Here is a 23,893-nt window from a genome sequence, read left to right as displayed (position 1 = left end):
GCATTTTACTGAAGGAGGTTATATGGCGTTACCTTTACAAATTGAAACAGTAAGGCCATATCTTAATGGCCAATGGCTTCAAATACTGGCGGCGTTGGTGCCAGAACTTGATGCCGCTATTGCTCGAAAAGGCCGTCATGTGGCTTGTCCTGTTCATGGCGGTCGTGATGGCTTTAGGCTGTTCAAAGATGCTGAATATACCGGTGGTGGCGTTTGTAATACCTGCGGTATCTTTCATGATGGCTTTGAACTGTTGTCTTGGATTAATGGGTGGAACTTTGCTCAGTCTATTGAAGCAATTGGCCAAGTTCTTGGTATTCAACCCGGACAAATACAAGCACCTTCTCGGGCAATAACGCGTAACGCTGTTGATTGGAAGGCTAGAAAGCAGGACGAGGACAAAGCGATTATCCATCGCTTGAATCAAACCTGGGGAGAAACGCTATCTCTTGCAGATGCTCGTGCGCAACCAGTTTGGAACTACTTGCATCGTCGTGGCATTGTTACCCGGCTTCGTCCTGAATGGGATTCGGTGCTGAGGTTTCATCCAAACTTGCCTTACCATGATGAAGATGGTCTGTTTATCGATAGCTACCCAGCGCTGCTAGGTAAAATCGTTACTCAGCAAGGGCGTTCGGCCACGTTTCATCGGATCTACCTAAGTGAAGATGGATTCAAAGCGCCGGTTGAAAAGCCTAAAAAGATGATGCCCATACCAAGTGACAGAACAATCACTGGCGGTGCCATTCCGATTGGTGAGCCTGGTGAAGTATTAGGTGTTTCTGAAGGCATCGAAACAGCTTTAGCGGTTACCAGAGCAACGGGACAAACATGTTGGTCGGTTGTGAATGCAACCCTACTGGCTAGGTTTGAACCACCAAGTAATGTGAAAATGCTGTACATCTGGGCAGATCACGATCTCTCTGAGACCGGCCTGAATGCAGCGAATGAACTCAAGAAAAAAGCCTGGCAAAAAGGCATTCTGACACAAGTGTTGATCCCTCCGATACCAACGTCACTTGGCGTGAAAAGTTGGGATTGGAATGATGTGCTGAATGTTTACGGTGCCATGGGCTTTCCTAAAGTTCATATCTGATCCAAGGGGCTTCGGCCCCTTTTTTTGCGCCTTGCATATTTGAAAAAACATGGAGAATGAAAAATAGATAACCAATAGGAGAAACAAACATGATGGTATTAACCCTGTTAACAAAGCAGATTGATGGTGAGTTTACGGTTTACTGGAAGACCGGCCTTCGAAGAGGTGGTGAGCTAAAGGTCGATTTAGGTGAGCAATACGACAAGCTACCTGAGCAGCAAAAGCCAATTGCAGCTGAGCTCTATGCGATTCACCACCTATTGTCAGTGAAAGAGGTGATGGGGAGTAACCGAAGCGGCAATGGCCTTCAAATCCGGGTCAGTAAAGGAGCTATCAAAAAGTTACAGAAACAACGCTCAACTCAGCATTCACTATACAGCCTGACCAGGTTCTTGCTCACCCGTTACCAAGAAGCACAGATATCGGTAGAGAAGCGGGACGATTGGCTCTCACATTCCTTCGAAGAATACAGCGTCGATAATGCTACAGTGAGAGAAATCGATGAGGTCATCAACGTTCCGAACATTGGACCTGTCGTGGTGACTCGTCATGCACTGGAACGGTTTGTGGAACGGCTTTCAGACGGTGCTCCTAAGCATCCTTGGAAGGCTTTGTGCGCCAAATTGTGTAGCACAGAATTGGCAAAATCATTATTGCCAGAATATATAGCTTCAAACAAAGCCAAAAAATACTTCGTACAGGCTGAGTTTTGGTGTCATGGCAGCTCTGGTATGCACTTTGTTATGGTGCCATCAGCTAACGTACTTACGTTAGTAACAGTGTTTAATAGATAGTCAGAAACACACACGATTCCTTCATCTATCTGGCCAATCGCTCTTATGGGGATCTTTAGCATGTAGCTCTATGAAATTTTCTGGAGCTGACAATGAGAACCCCCTTGTTACCTTGGTTCATCCTATGGGTGACCATCCCAATCATTATTTTCTTTCTATTCATCTTGCCCGCCCATGCCAGTGATGGGCCATTCTATCAGCGTGGTCAGGAAGGCTGGTTTTGGTATCAGGTCATTCCTGAACCTGAGCAGCCTGATGAGCTGATAGAGCCGGAAGCTGGTGTCTTGGAGTCCAGTCAGAGCGAACTAAAGCCCTTCAGTGCCGCATGGTTCCGAGAGCATATGCAATCGTTTATGGACAAGGCAATTGATGAGCCAACGAGTGAGAATGTCAGAGCCTATCTTTATCTTCAGCGCGTCATGATGGATAAGGGCTCACTATTTGCTGATGTTAGTCAGCAGGTGGTCATGGGCGATCCTGTTTTGGATGAAATCAGTCGAAGACCCTTGGCGACTTATGCCGCCAATCGGATGGATAGAGAAGCTGGCACTCAACGGGATGTTGCTTTAGGTGAGGTAGCAAAACGAGCTGGCTTGTTCTTCTTCTATCGTTCGGATTGCCCTTACTGCCATGCTCAAGCGCCTATTATCGAATCCATGGCTTTGAACTACGGTTTTGAGGTGTTTGCTATTGCTGTTGATGGCTTGCCTTTACCCGGTGGAGAGTTTCCCAATTACAAAGTTGATTCAGGACAAGCACAATCCTTGTCCGTTACGACTGTCCCTGCCGTGTTCTTAGTTGATCCGCCTAATGTCATCACTCCGATTGGCCAAGGCGCAATGAGCCTTGATGAGCTCAATAATCGAATCATTCTCGCAGCCCATCAAGCCGGTTGGATTGACGATCAAACTTACTATGCCACCAGACCTGTTCAACCCGGCGTGTCACTCGCGATGTCAGCCCAAGAGCTTAACGAAAAGATATTACAGGACCCTGAGTTCCTTGTTCGCTATCTGCGTGCACAAGGAGGGTTATAACGATGAAAAAAGTATTCCGAGTATCGCTAATCGCCTGTGCGATTGGTTTTTCATCTATGAGCCAAGCAAGCTTGCAACAGGAGATGAACCAGTTGTTTGGTTCAATGACCAACGCCACTGCGCCAGGTGTATTCGAGAGTCAGCGGCGTGGCGTTATATCTGGTGGAAGCGTTGTTGTCCGTAACAGGATCATGAACGAGAACCTCGTCTCTATGGTGCCTCCGTCATTCCAAGCCGGTTGTGGTGGCATTGATATGTTCGCGGGAAGTTTGTCATTTGTTAACGCGGATCAGTTTGTTCAATTACTTCGCTCTGTTGCTGCAAACGCCAAGGGGTACGCATTCCAATTGGCGCTCAGTGCTATGTGTGAGAAATGCTCCCAGCACATGGAGACACTGCAAAAGAAAATCCAGCAGTTGAACGAGTATTTTGGCAATTCCTGTCAAATGGCTCAGGGAGTCGTGAACGATACCCTGGCTGCTTTTGGTAAAAAGGGGCAAACAGAAGCCAGCATGTTGAGCTCACTAAAAGGGGCTGGAGACGTTTTTACCAGTTGGAGTGAGTCCAATGGTAAGAACCCATATGAGAACGCTTCGAGTGTCGCGGCATCTGATGTAAACAGAACGATTAAAGGTAACTTGGTCTGGCGAGCACTGAAACGTCATTCGGCATCAAGCTGGTTTGCATCGGGGGATGACCGTTTTCTTGAAGCAGTTATGTCGGTGACTGGTTCGATCATTGTTGGTGATCTAGCTAATGCCGCTGATGGCCAAGGTAAAGCCCCAAAACTGACCAGGCTGAATGGCAATAAAGTGACTATTGAGCATCTAATTCATGGCGGTAACGTCGCTATGTACCGATGTGACACAGTGACGCAAGACGGTTGTCTGAACCCAATAATCACTAACGTGACTCTTACCGGGTTATCAACTCAGGTAGAAAATTTACTTCTTGGTACAGGTTCTAGTAACGGCATTATTTTTAAGTTTGCTCGAAATACAGGGGCTGCTAGCGCCACCGAAAAGGCTTTTATGACCTCGGCTCCTGCCAGCATTGGGGGCATGATTCGAACTCTTTCTGCATTAAATGAAGGGGCTGCTAGGTCGTTTGCTTCACGAGCGGCGCCATTTATTGCTGTTGAGATGGCCCGAGCATTGGTTGAAGACATGCTCAATGCAGCTAGAAGCACCTCTGGTGTAGAAGATCATGCCTATGCGAAGTTGTTAACTGAAGACCTTGAACGTGCACGTCGCCAAATCAATGAGGAATACGCCGCGTTACAGCGAAGATACGGTTCAGAGCAAGAATTGCTGGCGCATTTTAATCAGGTGATTCAGACCATTCGCAAGCAGCGTTATTACACCGTTAAATCTACGGCACTGGGGGAATAGATAATGTGGGAAATCTATTCCATCGGGGATTCGGCTTTTTTAGAGCAGGTCTTGAACGCTGTCGCGATGATCACTGGTACAGGCGACTTTACTTCAATGGTTCGCATTGGCTTGCTCATTGGGGTATTGATGGTCTCTGTTCAGGCCTTAATGCAAGGTGGTCGTGGGATTAACTTTCAACATGTTTTAGTCTCATGGCTAGTCTTTGCAACCATGTTTGGGCCCAGTACCCGAGTGAGCATTGAGGATGCGTACACGGGACAAGTTCGAGTGGTTGATAATGTGCCCATCGGTGTTGCTGCCGCAGGTAGTACGATTTCGACTGTTGGCTTTCAAATCACACGATTGTTTGAAACGGCGTTCTCAACTCCCGCCATGACGGAATACGGCTTTGCATCCAGTTTACAGTCACTGATTAAAGTGAGAAAACAGGTGATGGATCGCTCTGGGTTGGGTGATGCAAATCGTGTCGCCGGTTCGGACATCGAGCAATCGTGGTTTAACTACATCAAAGAGTGCACCTTGATTGGTATCGACATTGGCCAAAAGAACCTCGATCAGGTGCTGAGTGATCCTAACCCGATGACTGCGATTAGGTTTGACTCTAGCATTTATGGCACGCGCATCATGCTCAGTGGTAGCAGTAGCGATTTGGACTGCACCGATGCCTATAGTCAGCTGAAACTCATGACAGAATCAACCTTCATTCCAAGGCTTAAACAGGTTCTGTCAGCCTCATTGGGGACTTCGTCTGCAACGGACACTGATGACGTGATCCGAAATGCACTGAATAACCTTGGTTTAGCTTCGGTTAACACCCAAGAGTACATGACCGCGTCAGTGCTTTTGCCTATTTATGAGCAAAGCGTGACAGGCAAGTATATGGATGATCAAGCTTTCACCGCAGCCGTGATGGTTAACCAAGCGATTGAGCAGCGCAATACACAATGGGCGGCGGAGCAGACCCTGTTCCAAAGTATCGTACGTCCGATGATGACGTTTTTTGAGGGGTTCATTTACGCCATCACCCCATTGATGGCCTTTGTGATTGCCCTTGGCCAAATCGGGATGCGAATGGCCGGGAAGTACTTGTTAATCCTGCTTTGGATTCAACTTTGGATGCCCGTCATGGCCATCATTAACCTATATATCCATTTAACCGTTGCTGGGAAAATGTCGGCTCTTGATGCCTTTGCAGGTACAGAAGTGCCATCTTTTGCTGGGATGATGCAGATGGATTCAGTGCTGCAAACCTGGATAGCTACTGGCGGCATGTTGGCGTCGAGTGTTCCGGCGATTTCGCTCATGCTCGTGTATGGCTCAGCAATAACCGCTACCCACTTGGCTGGACGTCTTCAAAACGGTGATGCAATTGATGAAAAGATGGCAAGTCCAGATGTCGCGAAAAATGCCCCGGTGATGCAATCACAGTCAATGTTCCAAAATTCAGCCCTCACTGGTTCTGCTATGACCGGCGCGTCAAACCTACTTAGCAGTTTCTCTGTCGGAAACGCAGTGGGTTCAATGGTCGGCTCTGCAAAAGAATCCATGACTCAGGCAACTCAAGCCTTTAGCCGTCAAGTTGGCAATACCATGAGCCGAACCTTTGGTGAAAAGCTAAGTTACGACAATCTATCTTCGGTTGGACGTCAGATCGGTTCTTCTAATTCCGCATCTAGCGCCGTTGTTAATCAGGTTACTGATGACCTGCAAACACGGTATGGTTTCGGAGACGATAAAAAAGACGCTGTACGTGGCTTGGTATCTGGCGTGTTATCGGGAGGTCTAAGGGTCGGTGGCGATGGAACTATTACAAATACCGGTGATAAAGAAGTAGCAGACAAAGGGTTCTTGGGAAGATTGCTTGGTACAGGGGGGAATGACTCCCCACAAGGTAGCTTGCCTGGAGTCGATAAGCCTGAATCCTCAAGAGTGCCAAAAATATCACGGTTACGAGCTGGGTTGGATCTAGGTGGTAACTTTAGTGGCCAAGTTGAGTCATCAGAGGGCAGTTCTCGGTCAACGACCGCAAATACGCTCACTGGGGAGATGCAAAGCTTGGCATCGAGTGATTCACGACGTGCTGAGTATCGCGATGCCATGGTTAAGGACCTTTCAGATTCAAGACGTTCTGGCGTTGAAATGTCCTTGTCTAACCAAGACTATCAGTCTCTTCAGAGTTCAGCACAAGACGTTGTCACGGCATCAAACCGCTTTAGTGAGCTTGATCAGGCCAGCTACAGTCTATCAGGACAAAGGAACACGGATGGTGCGACGTTAACTCGATTAGCGGCGGATAACCCTGAAGTCATGGATTATTTAGGTCGCTATATGAACCAGCATGTTGAAGCCGGTAACCGATTACGTGAAAACCTTCCAATGTATCAGCGCTTGCTACCTGATGATAATCAGGCGTATGTGGCCGCAGCTATGGAGTCTTTAACCTATAGCAACTCCTCAACGCCCGCTGAACGAGACAATGATTATCAAGCAGCAATGACTGTTATGGCCATGGCTACTGGAGCCGATTTACGATCAATTCAACCGCGCTCAAATGAAGGCTTGTCATCAGCTGCACCTACTTTTGGTGGCACTCAAAGCCAAGTGGAATCGGGGGTATTGGGCGGCTACGAGGATGCTGCAACTGTTCAAACTCAGTTCAACGTAGCTCAATCAGCTTACCAAACTAATTTGTCTGGTGTTGATGGACAACTAAATGCGCATCAACAACAAGCCCAACAGGCCGTAGTTTCTGACACAAGTACCTATCAATCTGGACTAAACCGTGAAGCTGGCTCTCAGTGGCGATCTCGCATTATGGCTGATGATAGCGGAGTTTCTGGTGCTGAAATGTTCTTCAACAGCGCCAGTGCAATTGGTGACTTCAGTGGCAAGCATACTGATGCAGCACTGCATACCTTGAATCACTTTGGCGAAGACTATGAGAGTTACAAGGAGCAAGCACTTGAAGACCCTAGCTCACGAGGTTTCTTGCACAATGCAACGGTGGCCAGTAAATCAACCTGGGATGGCTTAAAAGCAGCCGTTGACGCCGGAACCTCTTTGGAAAACCCATTGACGGCGTTTAATGATGCATACAGTGGATCGAGTTCGCAGTATGCCTCCGAAGTAAACTGGGGTACTAAGTCTGAAGCCATGTTGGCTGGGGCATTCGGTGCGGCAGTTAACAATCGATATGGTGAGTTCTTAGAACAGTATGCCGATGATTTTAAACAGGAAGCATACAGCGAAGGGCAGAGAATGGGATTGACCCCGATTCAAAGTCAAGTGTTCGCTCAAGCTTTCAATGAAGGTTTGGCGGGGCGCGTTTTCAACTCTGAAGACTCATCGAGTTGGTCGCCTGAAATGCTTGGTCTAAGGGAGCAAATGCTAAATGAGTATCGTCAAAAAGATGAGAGCGGTGCTTACATCCCCGACAGTGTGTCCGAAGAAGATAAAGCATTTGTGGATAAGCAGATTGCAGTGATCTCAAATGCATCCCTTGCTGGAGATTATGCTCAGAACAACTTGATCGATATTAGGGCCTATAACCAGGCTTCAGGAAGGAACTAAAAACAGAAGGTAGCCAGCTTGTGATGGGCTGGCTATTTTTTTGGCCTTTTGGGGAGGATAGATGAGCGACCGTCTGCAAATTCGTTTACCCAGTACCAATATTTTTTTTCGCTCAGGCTTAGTTCTCGACCGGTATCTTTCAGTTGTCTTTGAAATAAATGGATTAGTCCGCTTAAGCCTAAGAAAGCTAAACCGACACATAAAATTGCCCAACTCGCTTGCCAATATGCGATTGCTAAACACATAGTGGTGATGGTTATAAGGCCGATAGGACTAGCAGTTGCTTTGAATCCCAAGTAGCTGAAAAAAACGATGGTGCAAAACAGAAATGGCAAAGCCGCTAACTTGGCAGATGCCGTAAATATTTCTGATGGAAAAAAATGAGCCGCTGCCAAAGTCGCCAGAAAAAGCCCCAGTGATATAAACCAGCAGCGTGCTGGTAAAGATTTAAGTAAGTTTGTCATCTTCTTAGTACTCTCAAAGTGCACAGACGGTGCACAATCAAATCATGCATCAGCATGTTAGTTCTCAAAAAGTGCTCTAGTGGTTTGCTCGGCCATAATCTCACACACAGGGCATTTAAGCTGAATGCGCTGTTGTGATACCGTCAAATACAGACTGCCGCATCGACACCGGTGTAAGGATGCAAGCTGTGATCTTAAATCACGAGCTAGAACCCAACCTTCATTGATGGTCAGTTTTTTCCAGGGGATCTCAGCTGGAAGATCTGCTTCTTCTCTTGCAACCAAATACGCATCGTAAGCCTTCATCAAAGCATCGATATTTAATTGCTTGTAGACATTATCACCACCAATATTGACATAAAGCGCCATAAGCAGGGAGCCTTCAACTAATGCTCTTCTGCTTTTGACGATGGCATCAGATTCTGGCAATTGACCAGGACAAGGTGACTTGCCAGTCACTTCTTTATGGAGCCTTCTGATAATGTGGATTGGCAAACCTGTATCGAGCGCGATAATGGTTGTTCGAAATCCGTATTTAATAAGCAGCGAGGCTCGGGTAAACAGCTCACTTTTGGACAGGTTATCAATCATGCATCCCCCTTGTTGTTTAGGGTTGATAATAAATAAGCGATTCTTGGGATACCTGTGCCTTTGCTCTTCACCATCTCAATCAGTTGGCTTTGGTTACCCCTTGGTTGAAACAGCATGAATGATGAGGTCGCCACTCGTTGCAGGTCGTCAACTCCAGCATTAATCAGCGCATCAACCACATCGCGTGTAAGTCCAAAGCGCAAGACCGCCTCTTGTGGATCAATGCGCGCCAATTCCCGTGCTGCGTGTAGGTATGCCAAATTTAATTGATAGAAGTCTTGTTGATTGGTTGTCATTGACGGACCTCCAGTTCATGTAAAATATTGCGATAGATAGAAAGCACTCTTTGCCCATACCAGCGTGCACGCTCTTCGTTCCAACTGTGATAGCGGCCTATGCCAAGCTCTAAATCGTTTGGTGAAGACTTGATTGCTTCGGCCAAAATACTGGAGCCGACAGTAAGGTTGGTGATGGGGTCTAGCAGTTCAGCTGCTGAGCTCACTCGATGCCCATGCCAATGCAAATTGATTTGCATAAGGCCAATATCGAGCTGGTATTTTTCACTCTCTTGAAGTGCCTGGTTTAACAGTTGCTCCGCTTCTGTCTTAGATTTGGCGTAGGTTGCGTTTGAACCATTGCGAATTGCGTATGGCCATGGACTGGTCATGTTAAGACCTCGATGTGAGGCTGACTCAGCCAAGGCAACGGCGTAGAGCATGACTGGATCAATACCAACACTTTGTGCTGCTTTTTCCCACTGATAGCCCGGAAACGCATAGACTGAAGTGCTTGCGGACATAGCTATCACTAGGGCAACGGTTTTTGCTTTAATCGTTTTCATTTTTGTCCTCTAATTGATTTCCGAGAAGCGCCTGAATGGCTTTCGGGCTTATTCTTTTCAAAGGCACTGCGCTAAAATTGGCGATGCCTCTCGTGTAAACTTGTGCCGCTTTTGACCAGTCACCCACGGCAACAGGCGCTTGCATATCAAATCCTTTTTGCTGGTTCTGATGGTCTGCAATACCCTGTAATAGCCTTGGGTATTCACCCACTTCGTCCCGCAGCAAGTAAGCCTGGTAGCGTGTTAAAAACTCTTTTTGCTTAAAGGGGTATTCCCTGTCATCAACTTTGCAGAGTTCAACCCATCCCCCCATGTCTGAAATCACGCGGTGGATAAGTGCATCGTCAAACATCACGGATGTCCAAGCACCAACCTGACGAACAGCCTTGTCAACTTTGTTCCAAGCAACCATGGCTCTTGAACCCGAGTTGCCATCGATATGCTTGATGACGTCAGCGGGCTTTGGAAAAAATTGCCCAGTATCCGGTGATTGAATATGCCGAGTCAGACCGATTCGCACTTCTTCAATGCTATAAGCACGAAGGGCTTCAAATGCGATGGATAGCAATTGCGGTGATACGCTTTTGCCATACATGGCCCAAGCTGCTCCCCAAACTTCAGCAAACTCGCGTTTATCAACCTCCTGCACTTGAACGAACCTCCCGAATACCTGGTCCGGCCCAGCTTTCAGCGATGCGACGATTGCTTTCTTCAATATTCAATTGGTGATTGCTGCCCTTTAGGCTCGTCGATGATTGCTGTACTTCATCAATGCGAACGTACTCGTCTTCCCATTGCCGGTTTAAAAGCCAGTTATGTGGCATAGGGGTCTTAGTCCGATCTTGATACTGCAATCGGTTGTCTCGTTGCTCTTTCCAGCGTGTTAGCACTTCCAAGGCGAGTTCATGGTCTTCATTGAGGCCCATGCGTAGCCATTCTTCTTTGGCTTTAGCTTTTTTTTCTTTGCGTATTTGTACATCCCAGAAGTCTTCAAACTGTATGTGATAAACAGTTTTAACTGTTGGTTTATTGCTTCTCTCAGAGTCATCCGACCGTTGAGAGTCCCTTACCGGGTTGCCAACAGGCATAAACAATGATGAAAATTCTTCTGGAAGCCGAGCTTGAAAAGCGGCAAGAGATTTCAAAAGCGATGCCATACCAACGAAGTCGGCAGGTACATCTTTAAGCAACCGAAAGGCTGCCTTACCTTGGTTTGGGTTTTCGATTGGGTTGTGCTTCAGAAAGCTTCGAATCAAAGTCCAACCGGATTCCTCGCAACGAATGAGGAACTGATCTTGTTCTAACTCATTTAGAGCCTTGGCAACCTGTTGCTCATCCCAGTTCAAGTCAGAAGCAACGTAACCAATCGGCAATCGAAAGCAGCCAAGCAAATTACAATGCGGGCATGTAAGCAAATACAGTCCTAGCAACTTCGCTGAGTCACTCCAGGACAAAACATTTTGCTTTAGCCAAAAGCGGGTATAGACCTTGCCATAATCACGCATGGAGTTACTCGCTTTTGTGTTTACGTAAAATGCTGACCATTACTTGCCCTTAATCCTACTGGTTACTGGCTTTCAGCTCGCTTGGGCATTCGGGGTAGATGTCCGGTCTTAACTGAGATCGGGTTACTTGTCCTTGCGTAGCTTGTTCGATGGGTAAAACGAATTCAGCGGGAACACGCCCTGATTTATTCAACCAAAACCAGACGTTTTGCTGTTTTGAGTTGATGGCTCGTGCTAATGCTGATTGCCCGCCGACCAAGTCAATGGCACGGCGGAGATGTTTTTGTGTCGTGTTGAACACTTCCATACCGTCTCCTGTTACAATAATAACTGTTACAAGATTGAATGTTACAGTTTAAACTGTAGATAAGTCAACAGTTAAAATTGTTGAAAGGCTACAGTTTTATTTGTAGAATACGGGCTTATGAAAACTTTATCCGAACGACTAAACCATGCCTTGCAGCTTACTGGGGTGACTCAGTCTGAGTTGGCTCGTCGCATTGGTATCAAACAGCAGTCGATCAGCCAGATTTGCTCTGGTAAATCGGCTAGATCTCGTTACACCATGCAGATCGCGGAGGCGCTTCGCGTGAATGCTCATTGGCTCGCCACAGGTGATGGCGAGATTGGCTTGGGGGTCGGTAATGTAGAAGTTGGGCCTGACATTAAGGGAAGAATTCCTCTCATTAACTGGGTTCAGGCCGGTGATTGGACTGAAATAGCGGAGGGATTTGCCCATGAAGATGCTGAGGAGTGGCGTGAAGTCACAGGGAAAGCACATGAGGGTTGTTTCGCACTTCGCGTAAAAGGCGACAGTATGGAAAATCCAAGCGGAAAAAAATCCATACCTGAGGGAGCAGTGATCGTTGTTGATCCTGAATTACCTTACTCTTCAGGTTCATTGGTTGTTGCGCGTTTGGATGATTCGAAAGAAGCAACCTTTAAGCAGTTAGTTATTGATGGTGAACAGAAGTACCTAAAACCTTTGAACCCCCAATACCCTGCAATACCGATCAACGGCAACTGCACCATCATCGGTGTAGTACGACAAGCTATCATCGATTTCTGGTAGCGAAGGAATTTGTGGTTTAGCCACAGTTGTTCATGAGCTGAAGAAGCAACGATTGCAAACAGCTACAACTGAGCATTGGCGCACGCTGAGAGTAAATGGTAACCGATTAGATAACCATTGATTGTTTATAAAGTCAAGATCAGCGAAAATAGCGGCCAATTACGATTAACACGACGGATTTGACAAGCGAAGAACTGAAAATAGAGTACTTCCAAAAGTGTGTACAAATCCGTGTACAAACTAAAAGAATTTATACATGGCAAACCAAGATTTTCTTAATGAAATCAATAAGCGAAGGACCTTTGCTATCATCTCGCACCCGGATGCGGGTAAAACCACTATTACAGAAAAAGTTCTGTTGTTCGGACAAGCGATTCAAAAAGCGGGTACCGTAAAGGGTCGTGGCTCAAACCAGCACGCAAAATCAGACTGGATGGAAATGGAAAAAGAACGTGGTATCTCGGTAACTACGTCTGTTATGCAATTTCCTTACAACGAGCGTCTAGTTAACTTACTTGATACTCCGGGACACGAAGACTTCTCTGAAGATACTTATCGTACACTGACTGCGGTTGACTCATGCCTAATGGTAATCGACGCAGCGAAAGGTGTTGAGGATCGTACTCGTAAATTAATGGAAGTAACACGCTTACGTACCACACCTATCGTAACTTTTATGAATAAGTGTGACCGTGATATTCGTGATCCAATGGAGTTATTAGACGAAGTTGAAACTGAGCTAAACATTGCCTGTGCGCCGGTTACTTGGCCGATTGGTTGTGGTAAAGAGTTTAAAGGTGTTTACCACATTCACCGTGAAGAAACGATTTTGTATAGCACAGGTCAAGGTCACACAATTCAAGAAGTTCGCGTTATTAAAGGTTTAGATAACCCAGAACTTGATGATGCTATTGGCGGTGAGCTTGCTGAGCAACTTCGTGAAGAGCTAGAGCTGGTAATTGGTGCATCACACGAATTTGATTTAGAGCTGTTCTTAGCTGGCGAATTATCACCAGTCTACTTTGGTACAGCACTTGGTAACTTTGGTGTTGACCATGTTCTTGATGGCTTAACTGAGTGGGCTCCTGCGCCATTACCACGTGAAACAGAAGACCGCCAAGTTGCGGCAACTGAAGATAACTTCTCTGGTTTCGTATTTAAAATCCAAGCGAACATGGACCCTAAACACCGTGACCGAATCGCCTTTATGCGTATTGTATCTGGCAAATATAGCCAAGGTATGAAGATGAATCATGTGCGTATTGGTAAGCAAGTCAGTATTTCTGATGCGGTAACCTTCATGGCCGGTGACCGTGAGCGAGCGCAAGATGCTTACGCAGGTGACATTATTGGTTTACACAACCACGGTACAATTCAAATTGGTGATACCTTCACGCAAGGTGAAAAAATGAAGTTTGGTGGTATTCCTAACTTCGCGCCAGAATTATTCCGTCGTATTCGCTTAAAAGATCCATTAAAACAAAAGCAATTATTAAAAGGCTTAGTTCAGCTATCTGAAGAAGGTGCTGTGCAAGTATTTAGACCGCTTATCAATAACGACCTAATCGTTGGTGCGGTCGGTGTACTACAGTTTGACGTAGTTGTTGCCCGCTTAAAAGCAGAATACAACGTTGATGCGATTTACGAAGGTGTTAGTGTTAACACTGCACGTTGGGTAAGCTCAGACGATACCAAAAAGCTTGAAGAGTTTAAGCGTAAGTGCGAAAGCAACTTAGCGCTTGATGGCGGCGATAACCTTACTTATATCGCGCCAAGCCGTGTAAACCTAAACTTGTCGATGGAACGCTATCCAGATATCAAGTTTAACCACACGCGCGAAAACTAATACGCTAAGTCTGCTTCAAATTTAAGTGCCCGTACAGCGGGCCATAAAGGTAAAAATTACAATGAATATTCGTACTCTTTTAATCGACAAAGCAATTGCTGCTATGGTTGCAGCCGGGTTACCTGAAGACACTAACCCAGCGGTGACACAAAGCACACGCCCACAGTTTGGTGATTACCAAATTAATGGCGCAATGGGCGCGGCTAAAAAATTAAAATCAAACCCGCGTGAACTTGCACAAAAAATTATCGATAACCTAGACCTTGCAGATATCGCAGAAAAAACTGAAATCGCAGGCCCAGGTTTTATCAATATTCACCTAAAGCCTGAGTTTTTATCAGCTAGCTTAAAAGCAGCAAACGAAGACGAAAAGCTAGCAGTTGCGCCTCATGCAACAGCGCAAAAAGTGGTTGTTGATTACTCATCACCTAACCTTGCTAAAGAAATGCACGTAGGTCACTTACGTTCAACCATCATTGGTGATGCAGTTGTTCGTGCTCTTGAGTTCCGTGGTGATGAAGTTGTTCGTCAAAACCATATGGGTGACTGGGGTACTCAGTTCGGTATGTTAATCGCGCACTTAGAAGATCAAATCAATCAAGGTGTAGACTTAGAGTCTGTAGCGCTGGCCGACCTTGAAACCTTCTACCGCGATGCGAAAAAACGCTTTGATGATGAAGAAGGGTTTGCCGACAAAGCCCGTAATTACGTTGTTAAATTACAAAGCGGCGACGCACACTGTGAAAAACTTTGGAAGTTATTCATTGCCACTTCTGTAAAGCATTCTGAAGAAGTTTATAAGCGTCTAAACGTCACACTTACGCAAGATGACATCATGGCCGAAAGTGCTTACAACAGCGAACTTGCAAACATCATCGCACTATTAAAAGACAAAAACATTGCCGTTGAGTCTGACGGTGCGCAAGTGGTGTTCTTAGACGAGCTTGCTAACAAAGACGGCGAGCCTTCAGTGTTTATCGTACAGAAATCAGGTGGTGGTTTCTTATATGCAACAACTGACTTAGCTGCTTGTGATTACCGTTCAAATAAATTGGGTGCTGATCGCATCTTAATCTTTGTAGATGCACGTCAAAGCTTACACTTCAATCAAGTTGAGCTAACAGCACGTAAAGCAGGTTTATTACGTGATGAAACAAGTTATGAATTCTGCCCATTCGGCACCATGATGGGTGAAGATGGTAAGCCATTCAAAACTCGTACTGGCGGTACCGTTAAACTTGCTGACTTACTTGAAGAGTCTATCACTCGTGCCGCAGCTAAGCTTGCTGAGCGTGAGTCAGATTTAAGCGACGAAGAGCGTAGCGAAATTGCCCGTAAAGTAGGTATTGGCGCAGTAAAATATGCGGATCTCTCTAAGCACCGTACTAGCGACTATATCTTCAACTGGGACACAATGCTGAGCTTTGAAGGTGCGACAGCGCCTTACCTACAATATGCATACACACGTGTTCGCAGTATTTTCCGTAAATCAGGTATCGAAGCAGCGTCATTAACAGCAGACGTTGCAATCAACGAGCCACAAGAAAAAGCGCTGGCACTTAAACTTCTTCAGTTAGAAGAAGTGCTCGATCTAATGATCAGCGAAGCGACACCGCACGTATTATGTGGATACCTATACGAACTAGCAAGCCTATACATGACGTTCTACGAAGCATGCCCAGTTCTAAAAGAAGGCGTAGAGCCAAGTGTTCGTGATAGCCGTTTAGTACTGTGTAATTTGGTTGCGAAGACGCTGAAATCAGGATTGGATCTTTTAGGTATCGAAGTCATGGAGCAAATGTAATCACCGTCGTATTTTAACCTAATACTGCGTTGTCAAACCGACTGACCCTAATCACATACAAAACACGTATGCTCATAGGGATAAGTCGGTTTTCCGCCTTGTCTTAGGCTAAACTACTTAGGTGAATTCTGCTTCGTGTAGTTCGCTTTGAAAGCACTCCTACACTTGCAGAAGGTTTAAGAACCCATAGCTTCGTAGGTTGGGTAGAGCGTAGCGAAACCGAGTATAAATCGAAGGTCCTAGACTCTAGGCGCGAGGGGAGTAGCTTGTAGAACCTAGAACCTAGAACCTAGAACCTAGCTTCGTAGGTTGGGTAGAGCGTAGCGAAACCCAACAAAATTGACAGCTCAATAACCTTGATTAATCTTTAGCTGATAGCTGATAGCTGATAGCTGATAGCTGATAGCTGATAGCTGATAGCTGATAGCTGATAGCTGATAGCTGATAGCTGATAGCTGATAGTAGCGATAGTAGCGATAGAGGGAATTTTATGAAACTTGAAGATATTCGCCGTGAATATTTACAGGATGGTTTATCTGAAGACATGCTTGATGCGTCTCCAATCAAGCAGTTTGAAAAATGGCTTGAGCAAGCTGTTGCAACTAATTTACCTGATCCTACGGCGATGGTCGTTGCAACGGTTGATGAACATGGTCAGCCTTCGCAGCGTATTGTGCTGTTAAAGCATCTTGATGAAAATGGCTTTGTGTTTTTTACCAATACCGGCTCGCGCAAGGCGCAGGAGCTTAAAGGTAATAACAAAATTTCTCTGCACTTTCCGTGGCATCATATGGAGCGACAAGTCATTGTCTATGGTGAAGCTAAACCTTTACCAACAACGGCTGTGGCTAAGTACTTTTTATCGCGTCCTAAAGAAAGCCAGTTAGCTGCATGGGCATCTCAGCAAAGTCGTCCTGTGTCATCGCGTAAGGTACTAATGGAAACATTTGCGAAAATGAAGCAAAAGTTTTCAGAGGGTGAAATTCCACTACCTGATTTTTGGGGAGGCTACTGTGTTGAGCCTACTAAAATCGAATTTTGGCAAGGTGGGGCACACCGCTTACACGACCGCTTTATGTATCAACGCCAAGCCGACGGTAGTTGGCAGTTTGGTCGTTTAAATCCGTAAATGCGTTTTATCGATTCCCACTGCCACCTTGATTTTGGCGAATTTGATGAGACTCGCAAAGAGCTCATCAAAACATGCAAGCAAGTAGGGATCGAGCATTTTATTGTGCCGGGTGTGAGCTTGGCACAATCTACAAAACTATTCTCTTTTGCTAAATCAGAGCCAAGTATTTCAGTTGCTTTAGGCTTACATCCTTATTTTTTATCTGATCACCAAACTCATCACCTCGCTGAACTAGAACAGTTAGCGAAAACCCATACAGGGCAGTTTATTGCCATCGGAGAGTGCGGACTTGATCGCAGTATCGACAACCTAGATAAACAAACGCAGCTTTTTGAAGGGCAGATAGAGCTTGCCAACCAACTCGCTTTACCACTGATTGTGCATCACAGACAAAGCCATGACTTAATTGCTCGCTCATTTAAGCGCTGCAAGCCAAAGTATGGAGGTGTTATTCATGCCTTTTCAGGTTCAGAACAACAAGCTCAGAGTTATATTAAACAAGGGTTTAAGCTTGGTGTTGGTGGCGTGATAAGTTACCCGCGCGCTGCTAAAACTCGTAAAGTTATAAACACAATTGAACCCCAGCATTTAGTGCTTGAAACCGACTCGCCATCAATGCCGCTAGCTGGTTTTCAAGGGCAGATTAATACACCACTTAAGGTGCGCGATGTATTTGCTCATTTATGTGAGCTTAAAAGCGCGACAGGCGATGCAAAGCAGCAATTGGCTGCTGAACTTTATGATTCTTGCTCTGCGCTTTTTTTGATGTAACGGTTGATTTGCCAGTGTTTTAAGCCGCGGCCTAACTGCCAAGTAAAAATACAGGTGATCACTAACATTAATAACACTTGGCGACCTAAATCATGAAAACTACTGTGGCTGGTCGCAATAGAAGCCTGCGTTAAATAGGTAATCGACACAAAGCCAATTGGCCTTTCATCATCACTTATCACCGGCTCTACAAATGGGGTTTTAAGCTTACTGATACCCGGCGTTGAGTCGGGTAATAAACCAAAAGTGTGGTGACTTTGCCAATTATCGCTGGCAGCAATTTGAATACCTTGTTGATCGTAAATCGTTGCCGCTAACACATACTCATCTTCAGCAATATGATTACACAACGCATTTAACTCGGGTTTGTTCTTCTCTTGCAGTGGGGTTTTTGCATTTAGTGCCATAAACTTGGTTAAGCTTATCGCGGTGCTGTCAGCACTATCATAAAGTAATTGGTGGCTTTGAAAGCTACTATTCATGGCAACCCAACTTAACAGCACAAAACAGGCTGCAGCCAAGCTCAAGCGCACAACACGTTGGCGATAAGTGGCTGAAAAGGGAATTTTAAGTTGGTTATTTTTCATAGTCACCGTATACGTTACTGACAGCTTTTAAATTTGATGGTACAACATGATAACTTTAACAGCCCCTTGAGTGCGAGTGCCAAATGCACGACCAAGGACAGACATAAGTCTAATGTGGAGCCACTATGTCACAGCTTAGCTTAGCTGCTACACCTTCAGCAAATTTAGCAGAACAAATCAGCCTAAATTGCTGGTATAAAATTGAAAACAAACACCTTATTACAACAGACTTTACGCCAAAAGCAAATCAAGGCGTGTTCAGTGTTGCCTTTGGTAATGAGCTTAATGCTGAGCAATTACTTGCTATTAGCGATTTTTTAGCAGCGCAAGGGTTTAGCAATTTATCGCTTTGTTGTTATCAGCCAATCGCAGACATGCCAGTAGCGTGGAGCTTTCATAGCGATACAACAACTGCACTAAGTCCATTGGTATTAGTTGAGTTTGCTAAGCAATTGGGTATTCAATTGGTGCAATTAACTAATCCACCTACAGTGAATGAGCCGGGCTTATTGCTAATGGATATGGATTCAACAGCCATTACTATCGAGTGTATCGACGAAATTGCGCGTCTTGCCGATGTGTATGATGAAGTTGCCGCTGTAACCGCGCAAGCAATGGCCGGTCAGCTGGACTTTGCACAAAGCTTAAAGCAGCGTGTCGCTAAACTAGAAGGTATCGATGTAGACTTAATTGATGGCTTAAAAGCGCGTTTACCGCTAATGCCGGGCGTGAGTGAATTATGCCAATTCTTAAAGCAACATAATTGGCATTTAGCAATAGCATCAGGTGGTTTTGTACCATTTGCTGAACAAGTACAGTCACTGCTTGATTTAGATGAAGTGCACGCTAATACCCTTGAGTTCAAAGATAATCGTTTAACAGGTAAAGTGATTGGCACTATTGTTGATGCTGAAGAAAAAGCCCGTGTACTTAAACGAATCGAACAAAAGCTTACCTTAAACAATCGCCAAACTGTTGCTATGGGTGATGGTGCGAACGATTTGAAAATGATGGCTGCGGCAGGGCTTGGTGTTGCTGTGCATGGTAAACCTAAAGTAGTTGAGCAAGCACAAACTGCAATTAATGAAGGCTCATTACTGCAAGTTGCTTACTTACTCTCTCTACCGTTAGATTACTCGCTTTAACCAAGTTGCTTTGCGTTTACTCATTTCATTGATCAGCCTTTGGTCAATATCAAAATGGGTAAGCGCTTCTTCGGTTATATCAATTAAATCACCCACACCAGCTACTGCCCATAGTGCTTCTTCTAAGTCTTTTGCTTTATGTAATGCGTACTGACTAATGTATTTGAGTTCATTCGCTAAGTAATCAATATCTGGGCGACCAGTTCGTGATACATATAAACGAAATACAAAGACTAAATCGTTTTTCAGCGCTTTTTTCACAAACAAAGTTTGTGGTTTGTAATCATCTTCACTAATACAGCGGCTGGTAATTGCATCGCTTATTTCGGCTTGGCGCGGATCAAAGCGAACAAATAGGGTAAATGGTAGAGGTGGATCTTGGCGACTACGGTCTTTGATCAACGGGGTGATCACTTCTGTAATTTGGTCCGTTGATAAGAATCCGTCGATGCTGGTTGTTTCGTTCAATAACGCAAAATTTTGTAGTAGTACATGAAGAGGGCTTGGATATAAGCCTTGGCCAATAGCGCCAGCTTTAAAGTGGGCAGCTTCTTTATGTAAATAAAACGGAAATTGGCAGACGCTTTTGGTCACCATATTTCTGAGTGCAGTTGATAGCCCCGGAATTTTAGGGGTTTCTTCACAAACACGTAATTTGTCTTTGTTGTTATCGATTAATACGGTGAAAAACTTAATCGCCATATGCGGTAAGTCACCAACTTTATGCACTTTTAAATTTACCGTTGTCAGTGATTTACTTATAGCCATTACTTCATAAGCCAAATTTGTTAAATCGTGCTTTTTGGTAATTTTTTGCAAATCAGGCAAGTTTAGTTTGATGATATCGCCTTTTTTGAACTCAACCGGTTGGTCGCATTCAATTTGCAAGCCCATCACAGATAAATCACGAGTATGGCCTGTAATTGTTTGCTCATGATGTTCAATGCTGATAGCTGTTTTGTATAAATAGCGTTTATGAGCGCGAAGGTTCACATACTCAAGCGCCACAGGCTCTAAATGAGGAGGCGTTTTATGCTTACTGTGACCAAACTGTTTAAGTTGGTTTACCGCATCTTTATTATAATCAAGCTGTTGGTATGTTTGTTGTTCAAACTTAGTACCCACCGAGGTCAAAATCAGTAGATATTTAACATCTTTAATCAACCCCTGCACCCTTGGTGTCGGTGGCTTATTAAGTTTTTCGATGTTTTTGCCAGCACTACTAGGTAGAGATAGCGGAATATACGAATCTTCCGGGTGGCTTGGCATCAACTGAAGCTTAAAGCATTGCCAGCTGTCTTTTTGGCTACCAAAGCCGAAAAATAAATCTCTCAGTTGTGGTTGGCTATCAAGCTCAGTTCGCGTAGCTGAGTAGTAATAAATTTTACCAGCAACGGTATGAGTGAAGGTATACAGGTATTCTTCTTTTACCGCATCAGGTGAACTGAGCAAGTGACCTAAACGTTGTTGATTGATAATGCTATATAAGCATGACAACTTACGCTCATCACAAAAATAGCGCTGAATAAAAATGTTATTTTCTGTGGTTAACGCAAGGCTAGGATAAAGCTTGTCGCCTTGTAAGCTCAAAAAAGTATAAAGCGAGGTAACACGTGGAATGTAGTATTGCTCGTAGCCTTTCGATACAACCGCATCTAAGGTATTGTCTAAGTTCACTTTATAGCGACGTTTATTACCGTGAATAAAGCTTTCTAAGAACTCATCAAACTTATCATTATTTTCAATAAAGGTGCGCTTTAAGCGTACATGGTTGTATTCACGGGATACTTTTTCTACCGCAACCACTTCGTATTGAATTCCGTTTTTTAAGCCCAGTTCAAAATCTTGCTCTAGGCCAACCAAGCGCAGACCAATTAATTGGCCTTTTTTAACTTTATACCGTGGTGCTAACTTGATTTTTGCGCCACTTAAAGAGATATCAGAGGTGGAAGCTGCAACCTTATTGTCTTTATCTAGTTCAACGGAAATTTTAATTGAGTAGTTCATCCGCTCTTCGCGGCGACTTTCATAGGATGCAAACTTAATGACCTTAGCAGACTGCTCTGTCGTGGTACTATCGTCAGTTAAAGCTTGTTCAGCGGCTTTTTTTTGCATTACGCGGTGATTGTTTTCGGTATTCATTACCGCTTCGTAAACGGCAAGGGTGTAACCACCGTGGCGCTTTATAGCATCTTCAAACACTTCAATGGCTGTATCGTCCATAAAGTGTTGCTTACCATCATATTCGTAGGGTTTGACTTGGCCGGTTACCTGGCCACGTAAATCAATAAAGCGTGCTACAGGCTGAGATAAGCGCGACATTTCCATTTTGATCAGAAACTGCTCTGGCTTAGTTAAGCTAGCTGTCTTTGATTTAAACAGTTTGTCGAACTGGGGAGTGCCTAAATGTGCCTTTAGTTCTTCAACTAGGCTTTCATATTTAAGCAGTATGTCTTCAGCCATTTATAAAACCATCACCGTCTATCTAAAAAAGTAGGTATACTAGCGGGCTATTGAAAGCCAAAGCAGTGTAACTAGTTTTTTATTTTATTAGTTATTGTTATATGTATTCGCCAATTAAATGGCAAGCACTGTAAAGTTTTATTTGTAAGCAAAAACTGTGCCCTTAACCATTTCTTAATTAAGCACTTAGCATGATTAAGCGTTTTTCATGGGGCAAGTTACAGCATATTATCTTTTGTGACTACAAAAGTGACTCTAGCTTAATTACCTGAGTCATATGTTTTACTTTAGCTATTATATGCTTGAAAATACAGAAATAGTCACAAAACAGCGACCAAAATAGGTAAGGCCGAATGGCAAAATCAGCAAAAATCGAATTTGTCTGCACTGAGTGCGGCATGAACTATCAACGCTGGCAAGGTCAGTGTAAGTGTGGAGCGTGGAATACGCTGGCAGAATTTAAGCCTTCAGCGGGGCAATCGAAGCAATCGAAGCAAGCGGCAAGCCGTGCGGCAGTGGCAGGCTATGCCGGTATCGCTAGCGGTGGCTCAAAGAAAATCAATGAAGTTGCGACCACAGAGGCCGAAAAACGCCTCACGGAAATAGGTGAGCTAGACAGAGTACTAAGTGGTGGCGTAACCACAGGCTCTGTTAACATTATTTCTGGCGACCCTGGTGCCGGTAAAACCACTTTGCTGTCAGATTTAGTCGCACGTATGTCAAAGCTAATGCCTTCTTTATACTGCACAGCCGAAGAATCTTTATCGCAGTTTAAAAACCGTGTGAATCGCTTACGATTAGATTACAACGAAGATGAGCTTTACTTGCTGTCTGAAACCAGTGTTGAAGCCATCATTGAAGAGCTTGATAAAAACAAAATTAAGTTCGCGGTTATTGACTCAATTCAGGCCGTGGTAACAGAAACGGCAAATGGTAGCCCTGGCTCACCCTCACAGGTAAAAAGTGCAGCTCAGGCACTAACACAATACTGTAAGCAAAATGATGTCACTATGTTCATCATTGCTCATGTAAACAAAAATAACGAAATTGCTGGGCCGCAAACACTTGTACACATAGTCGATGCTTTATTGCATATCGATACTAACGATGGCCAAGTCAGAACACTGCGTGCTAATAAAAACCGTTTTGGTGATATCGACACCGTGGGTATTTTTAGAATGTGCGAGCGCGGAATGCTGAGCGTTGATAACCCAAGCGAAATCTTTTTATCTGGTTCTAGTACCGAGTCTCCGGGCTCTGCTATCACTTGTATCCGTAAAGGTAACCGTAACTTACTACTCGAAATACAATGTTTAACCACAGAAACCGAAGCCGAATTCCCGCAGCGGGTGTGTGTTGGCTTAAATATGAATCGTATCAAGATGCTAACAGGTATTTTACGTAAGCACACAAAAACAAAAATCTTCCACGATACTTTTTTCAACATTGTTGGTGGATTAAAAATCGATGAGTCAGAGACTTGTATCGATTTAGCATTGGTAGCAGCACTTTTAAGCAGCTTGAACGAATTTGTTGTACCGCGTACCACCTGTATTATGGGTGAGCTAAGTTTAAATGGTGATGTAAGACCAATCGACAGCGGCGTACCTCGAGTTAAAGAAGCTGCGCAACACGGTTTTACTGAGATCTTTATTCCATATCGTAATTACCATAAATCAATGGAAGGCCTTGGGGCTAAGATCACCCCAGTAAAAACCGTGCATGAGCTATTGTCGTTAATAAACTAAATACAATTTGATACACTGATAAAAAATTTACAC

Annotated in this window: 21 protein-coding genes; 12 read left to right on the top strand and 9 right to left on the bottom strand. The window is 44.6% G+C overall.

The window, feature by feature from the left end:
- The first annotated feature begins 22 nt into the window (after nucleotides 1-22).
- The 5 genes from J8Z28_RS13105 (at nucleotide 23) to J8Z28_RS13085 (ending at nucleotide 7,891) form a co-directional block, all read left to right on the top strand.
- Nucleotides 23-1,096 carry a DUF7146 domain-containing protein gene (locus tag J8Z28_RS13105; RefSeq protein ID WP_102887292.1) on the top strand — a complete coding sequence of 358 codons (1,074 nt, stop codon included), beginning with the start codon at nucleotides 23-25 and terminating at the stop codon, nucleotides 1,094-1,096.
- A gap of 89 nt (nucleotides 1,097-1,185) precedes the next feature.
- On the top strand, nucleotides 1,186-1,890 hold the full coding sequence (locus tag J8Z28_RS13100) for a hypothetical protein (RefSeq protein ID WP_119788452.1): 705 nt from the start codon (nucleotides 1,186-1,188) through the stop codon (nucleotides 1,888-1,890).
- Nucleotides 1,891-1,982: 92 nt separating this feature from the next.
- Nucleotides 1,983-2,927: a thioredoxin family protein gene (locus J8Z28_RS13095; RefSeq protein WP_169631897.1), complete on the top strand. Its 945-nt coding sequence runs from the start codon at nucleotides 1,983-1,985 to the stop codon at nucleotides 2,925-2,927.
- Between the two features lie 2 nt (nucleotides 2,928-2,929).
- Nucleotides 2,930-4,318, top strand: coding sequence for a conjugal transfer protein TraH (locus tag J8Z28_RS13090; protein WP_169631898.1), 1,389 nt, complete (start codon nucleotides 2,930-2,932; stop codon nucleotides 4,316-4,318).
- Nucleotides 4,319-4,321: 3 nt separating this feature from the next.
- On the top strand, nucleotides 4,322-7,891 hold the full coding sequence (locus J8Z28_RS13085; protein ID WP_025610844.1) for a conjugal transfer protein TraG N-terminal domain-containing protein: 3,570 nt from the start codon (nucleotides 4,322-4,324) through the stop codon (nucleotides 7,889-7,891).
- Between the two features lie 32 nt (nucleotides 7,892-7,923).
- Here J8Z28_RS13085 and eexR read toward each other — a convergent pair whose 3' ends face one another.
- Genes eexR through J8Z28_RS13050 form a run of 7 tightly spaced genes read right to left on the bottom strand, consistent with a single transcriptional unit; the run spans nucleotide 7,924 to nucleotide 11,599 of the window.
- Entirely contained in the window at nucleotides 7,924-8,355 is a 432-nt protein-coding gene (gene eexR, locus J8Z28_RS13080) for an entry exclusion protein EexR (RefSeq protein ID WP_025610845.1), read from the bottom strand.
- A gap of 57 nt (nucleotides 8,356-8,412) precedes the next feature.
- Entirely contained in the window at nucleotides 8,413-8,946 is a 534-nt protein-coding gene (locus J8Z28_RS13075) for a FlhC family transcriptional regulator (protein ID WP_000566753.1), read from the bottom strand.
- Entirely contained in the window at nucleotides 8,943-9,242 is a 300-nt protein-coding gene (locus tag J8Z28_RS13070) for a flagellar transcriptional regulator FlhD (protein WP_000210563.1), read from the bottom strand. The genes J8Z28_RS13075 and J8Z28_RS13070 overlap by 4 nt, the downstream gene beginning before the upstream one ends.
- Complete coding sequence (locus tag J8Z28_RS13065) at nucleotides 9,239-9,787, bottom strand: lytic transglycosylase domain-containing protein (RefSeq protein WP_000848909.1); 549 nt, start codon at nucleotides 9,785-9,787, stop codon at nucleotides 9,239-9,241. The genes J8Z28_RS13070 and J8Z28_RS13065 overlap by 4 nt, the downstream gene beginning before the upstream one ends.
- Nucleotides 9,774-10,436, bottom strand: a complete 663-nt coding sequence (locus tag J8Z28_RS13060) for a DUF6475 domain-containing protein (RefSeq protein WP_001158521.1) — start codon at nucleotides 10,434-10,436, stop codon at nucleotides 9,774-9,776. Before J8Z28_RS13060 ends, J8Z28_RS13065 begins: the two co-directional genes overlap by 14 nt.
- On the bottom strand, nucleotides 10,423-11,292 hold the full coding sequence (locus J8Z28_RS13055; RefSeq protein ID WP_250659595.1) for a hypothetical protein: 870 nt from the start codon (nucleotides 11,290-11,292) through the stop codon (nucleotides 10,423-10,425). Before J8Z28_RS13055 ends, J8Z28_RS13060 begins: the two co-directional genes overlap by 14 nt.
- A 55-nt stretch (nucleotides 11,293-11,347) precedes the next feature.
- Nucleotides 11,348-11,599, bottom strand: coding sequence for a helix-turn-helix domain-containing protein (locus J8Z28_RS13050; protein ID WP_000451746.1), 252 nt, complete (start codon nucleotides 11,597-11,599; stop codon nucleotides 11,348-11,350).
- 117 nt (nucleotides 11,600-11,716) lie between these two features.
- Between J8Z28_RS13050 and J8Z28_RS13045 the strand changes: the two genes are divergently transcribed.
- From J8Z28_RS13045 to J8Z28_RS13025, 5 genes are all read left to right on the top strand, one after another.
- Nucleotides 11,717-12,364: a LexA family protein gene (locus J8Z28_RS13045; protein WP_000854920.1), complete on the top strand. Its 648-nt coding sequence runs from the start codon at nucleotides 11,717-11,719 to the stop codon at nucleotides 12,362-12,364.
- 256 nt (nucleotides 12,365-12,620) lie between these two features.
- Nucleotides 12,621-14,210: a peptide chain release factor 3 gene (gene prfC / locus J8Z28_RS13040; RefSeq protein ID WP_250659594.1), complete on the top strand. Its 1,590-nt coding sequence runs from the start codon at nucleotides 12,621-12,623 to the stop codon at nucleotides 14,208-14,210.
- A 61-nt stretch (nucleotides 14,211-14,271) separates the two neighbouring features.
- The gene (argS, locus tag J8Z28_RS13035; RefSeq protein ID WP_250659593.1) at nucleotides 14,272-16,014 is read left to right on the top strand and encodes an arginine--tRNA ligase; all 1,743 of its coding nucleotides are present in this window, start codon (nucleotides 14,272-14,274) and stop codon (nucleotides 16,012-16,014) included.
- Nucleotides 16,015-16,504: 490 nt separating this feature from the next.
- The gene (gene pdxH / locus J8Z28_RS13030; RefSeq protein ID WP_055020972.1) at nucleotides 16,505-17,143 is read left to right on the top strand and encodes a pyridoxamine 5'-phosphate oxidase; all 639 of its coding nucleotides are present in this window, start codon (nucleotides 16,505-16,507) and stop codon (nucleotides 17,141-17,143) included.
- Nucleotides 17,144-17,917: a TatD family hydrolase gene (locus J8Z28_RS13025; RefSeq protein WP_250659592.1), complete on the top strand. Its 774-nt coding sequence runs from the start codon at nucleotides 17,144-17,146 to the stop codon at nucleotides 17,915-17,917.
- Here J8Z28_RS13025 and J8Z28_RS13020 read toward each other — a convergent pair.
- Nucleotides 17,884-18,504, bottom strand: coding sequence for an AhpA/YtjB family protein (locus tag J8Z28_RS13020; protein ID WP_054560826.1), 621 nt, complete (start codon nucleotides 18,502-18,504; stop codon nucleotides 17,884-17,886). The genes J8Z28_RS13025 and J8Z28_RS13020 overlap by 34 nt on opposite strands.
- Before the next feature lie 125 nt (nucleotides 18,505-18,629).
- On the opposite strand from J8Z28_RS13020, the gene serB reads away from it, so the two are divergent.
- Complete coding sequence (gene serB / locus J8Z28_RS13015; protein ID WP_250659591.1) at nucleotides 18,630-19,649, top strand: phosphoserine phosphatase SerB; 1,020 nt, start codon at nucleotides 18,630-18,632, stop codon at nucleotides 19,647-19,649.
- Here serB and J8Z28_RS13010 read toward each other — a convergent pair.
- Entirely contained in the window at nucleotides 19,632-22,112 is a 2,481-nt protein-coding gene (locus J8Z28_RS13010) for a PilZ domain-containing protein (RefSeq protein WP_250659590.1), read from the bottom strand. The genes serB and J8Z28_RS13010 overlap by 18 nt on opposite strands.
- A 353-nt stretch (nucleotides 22,113-22,465) precedes the next feature.
- Between J8Z28_RS13010 and radA the strand changes: the two genes are divergently transcribed.
- On the top strand, nucleotides 22,466-23,860 hold the full coding sequence (radA, locus tag J8Z28_RS13005) for a DNA repair protein RadA (protein ID WP_250659589.1): 1,395 nt from the start codon (nucleotides 22,466-22,468) through the stop codon (nucleotides 23,858-23,860).
- Nucleotides 23,861-23,893 lie beyond the last annotated feature (33 nt).

Origin of the sequence: Pseudoalteromonas sp. SCSIO 43088, from assembly GCF_023650795.1 — a bacterium.
Lineage (GTDB): Bacteria > Pseudomonadota > Gammaproteobacteria > Enterobacterales > Alteromonadaceae > Pseudoalteromonas > Pseudoalteromonas shioyasakiensis.
This window is presented reverse-complemented; position numbering and strand designations above follow the sequence as displayed.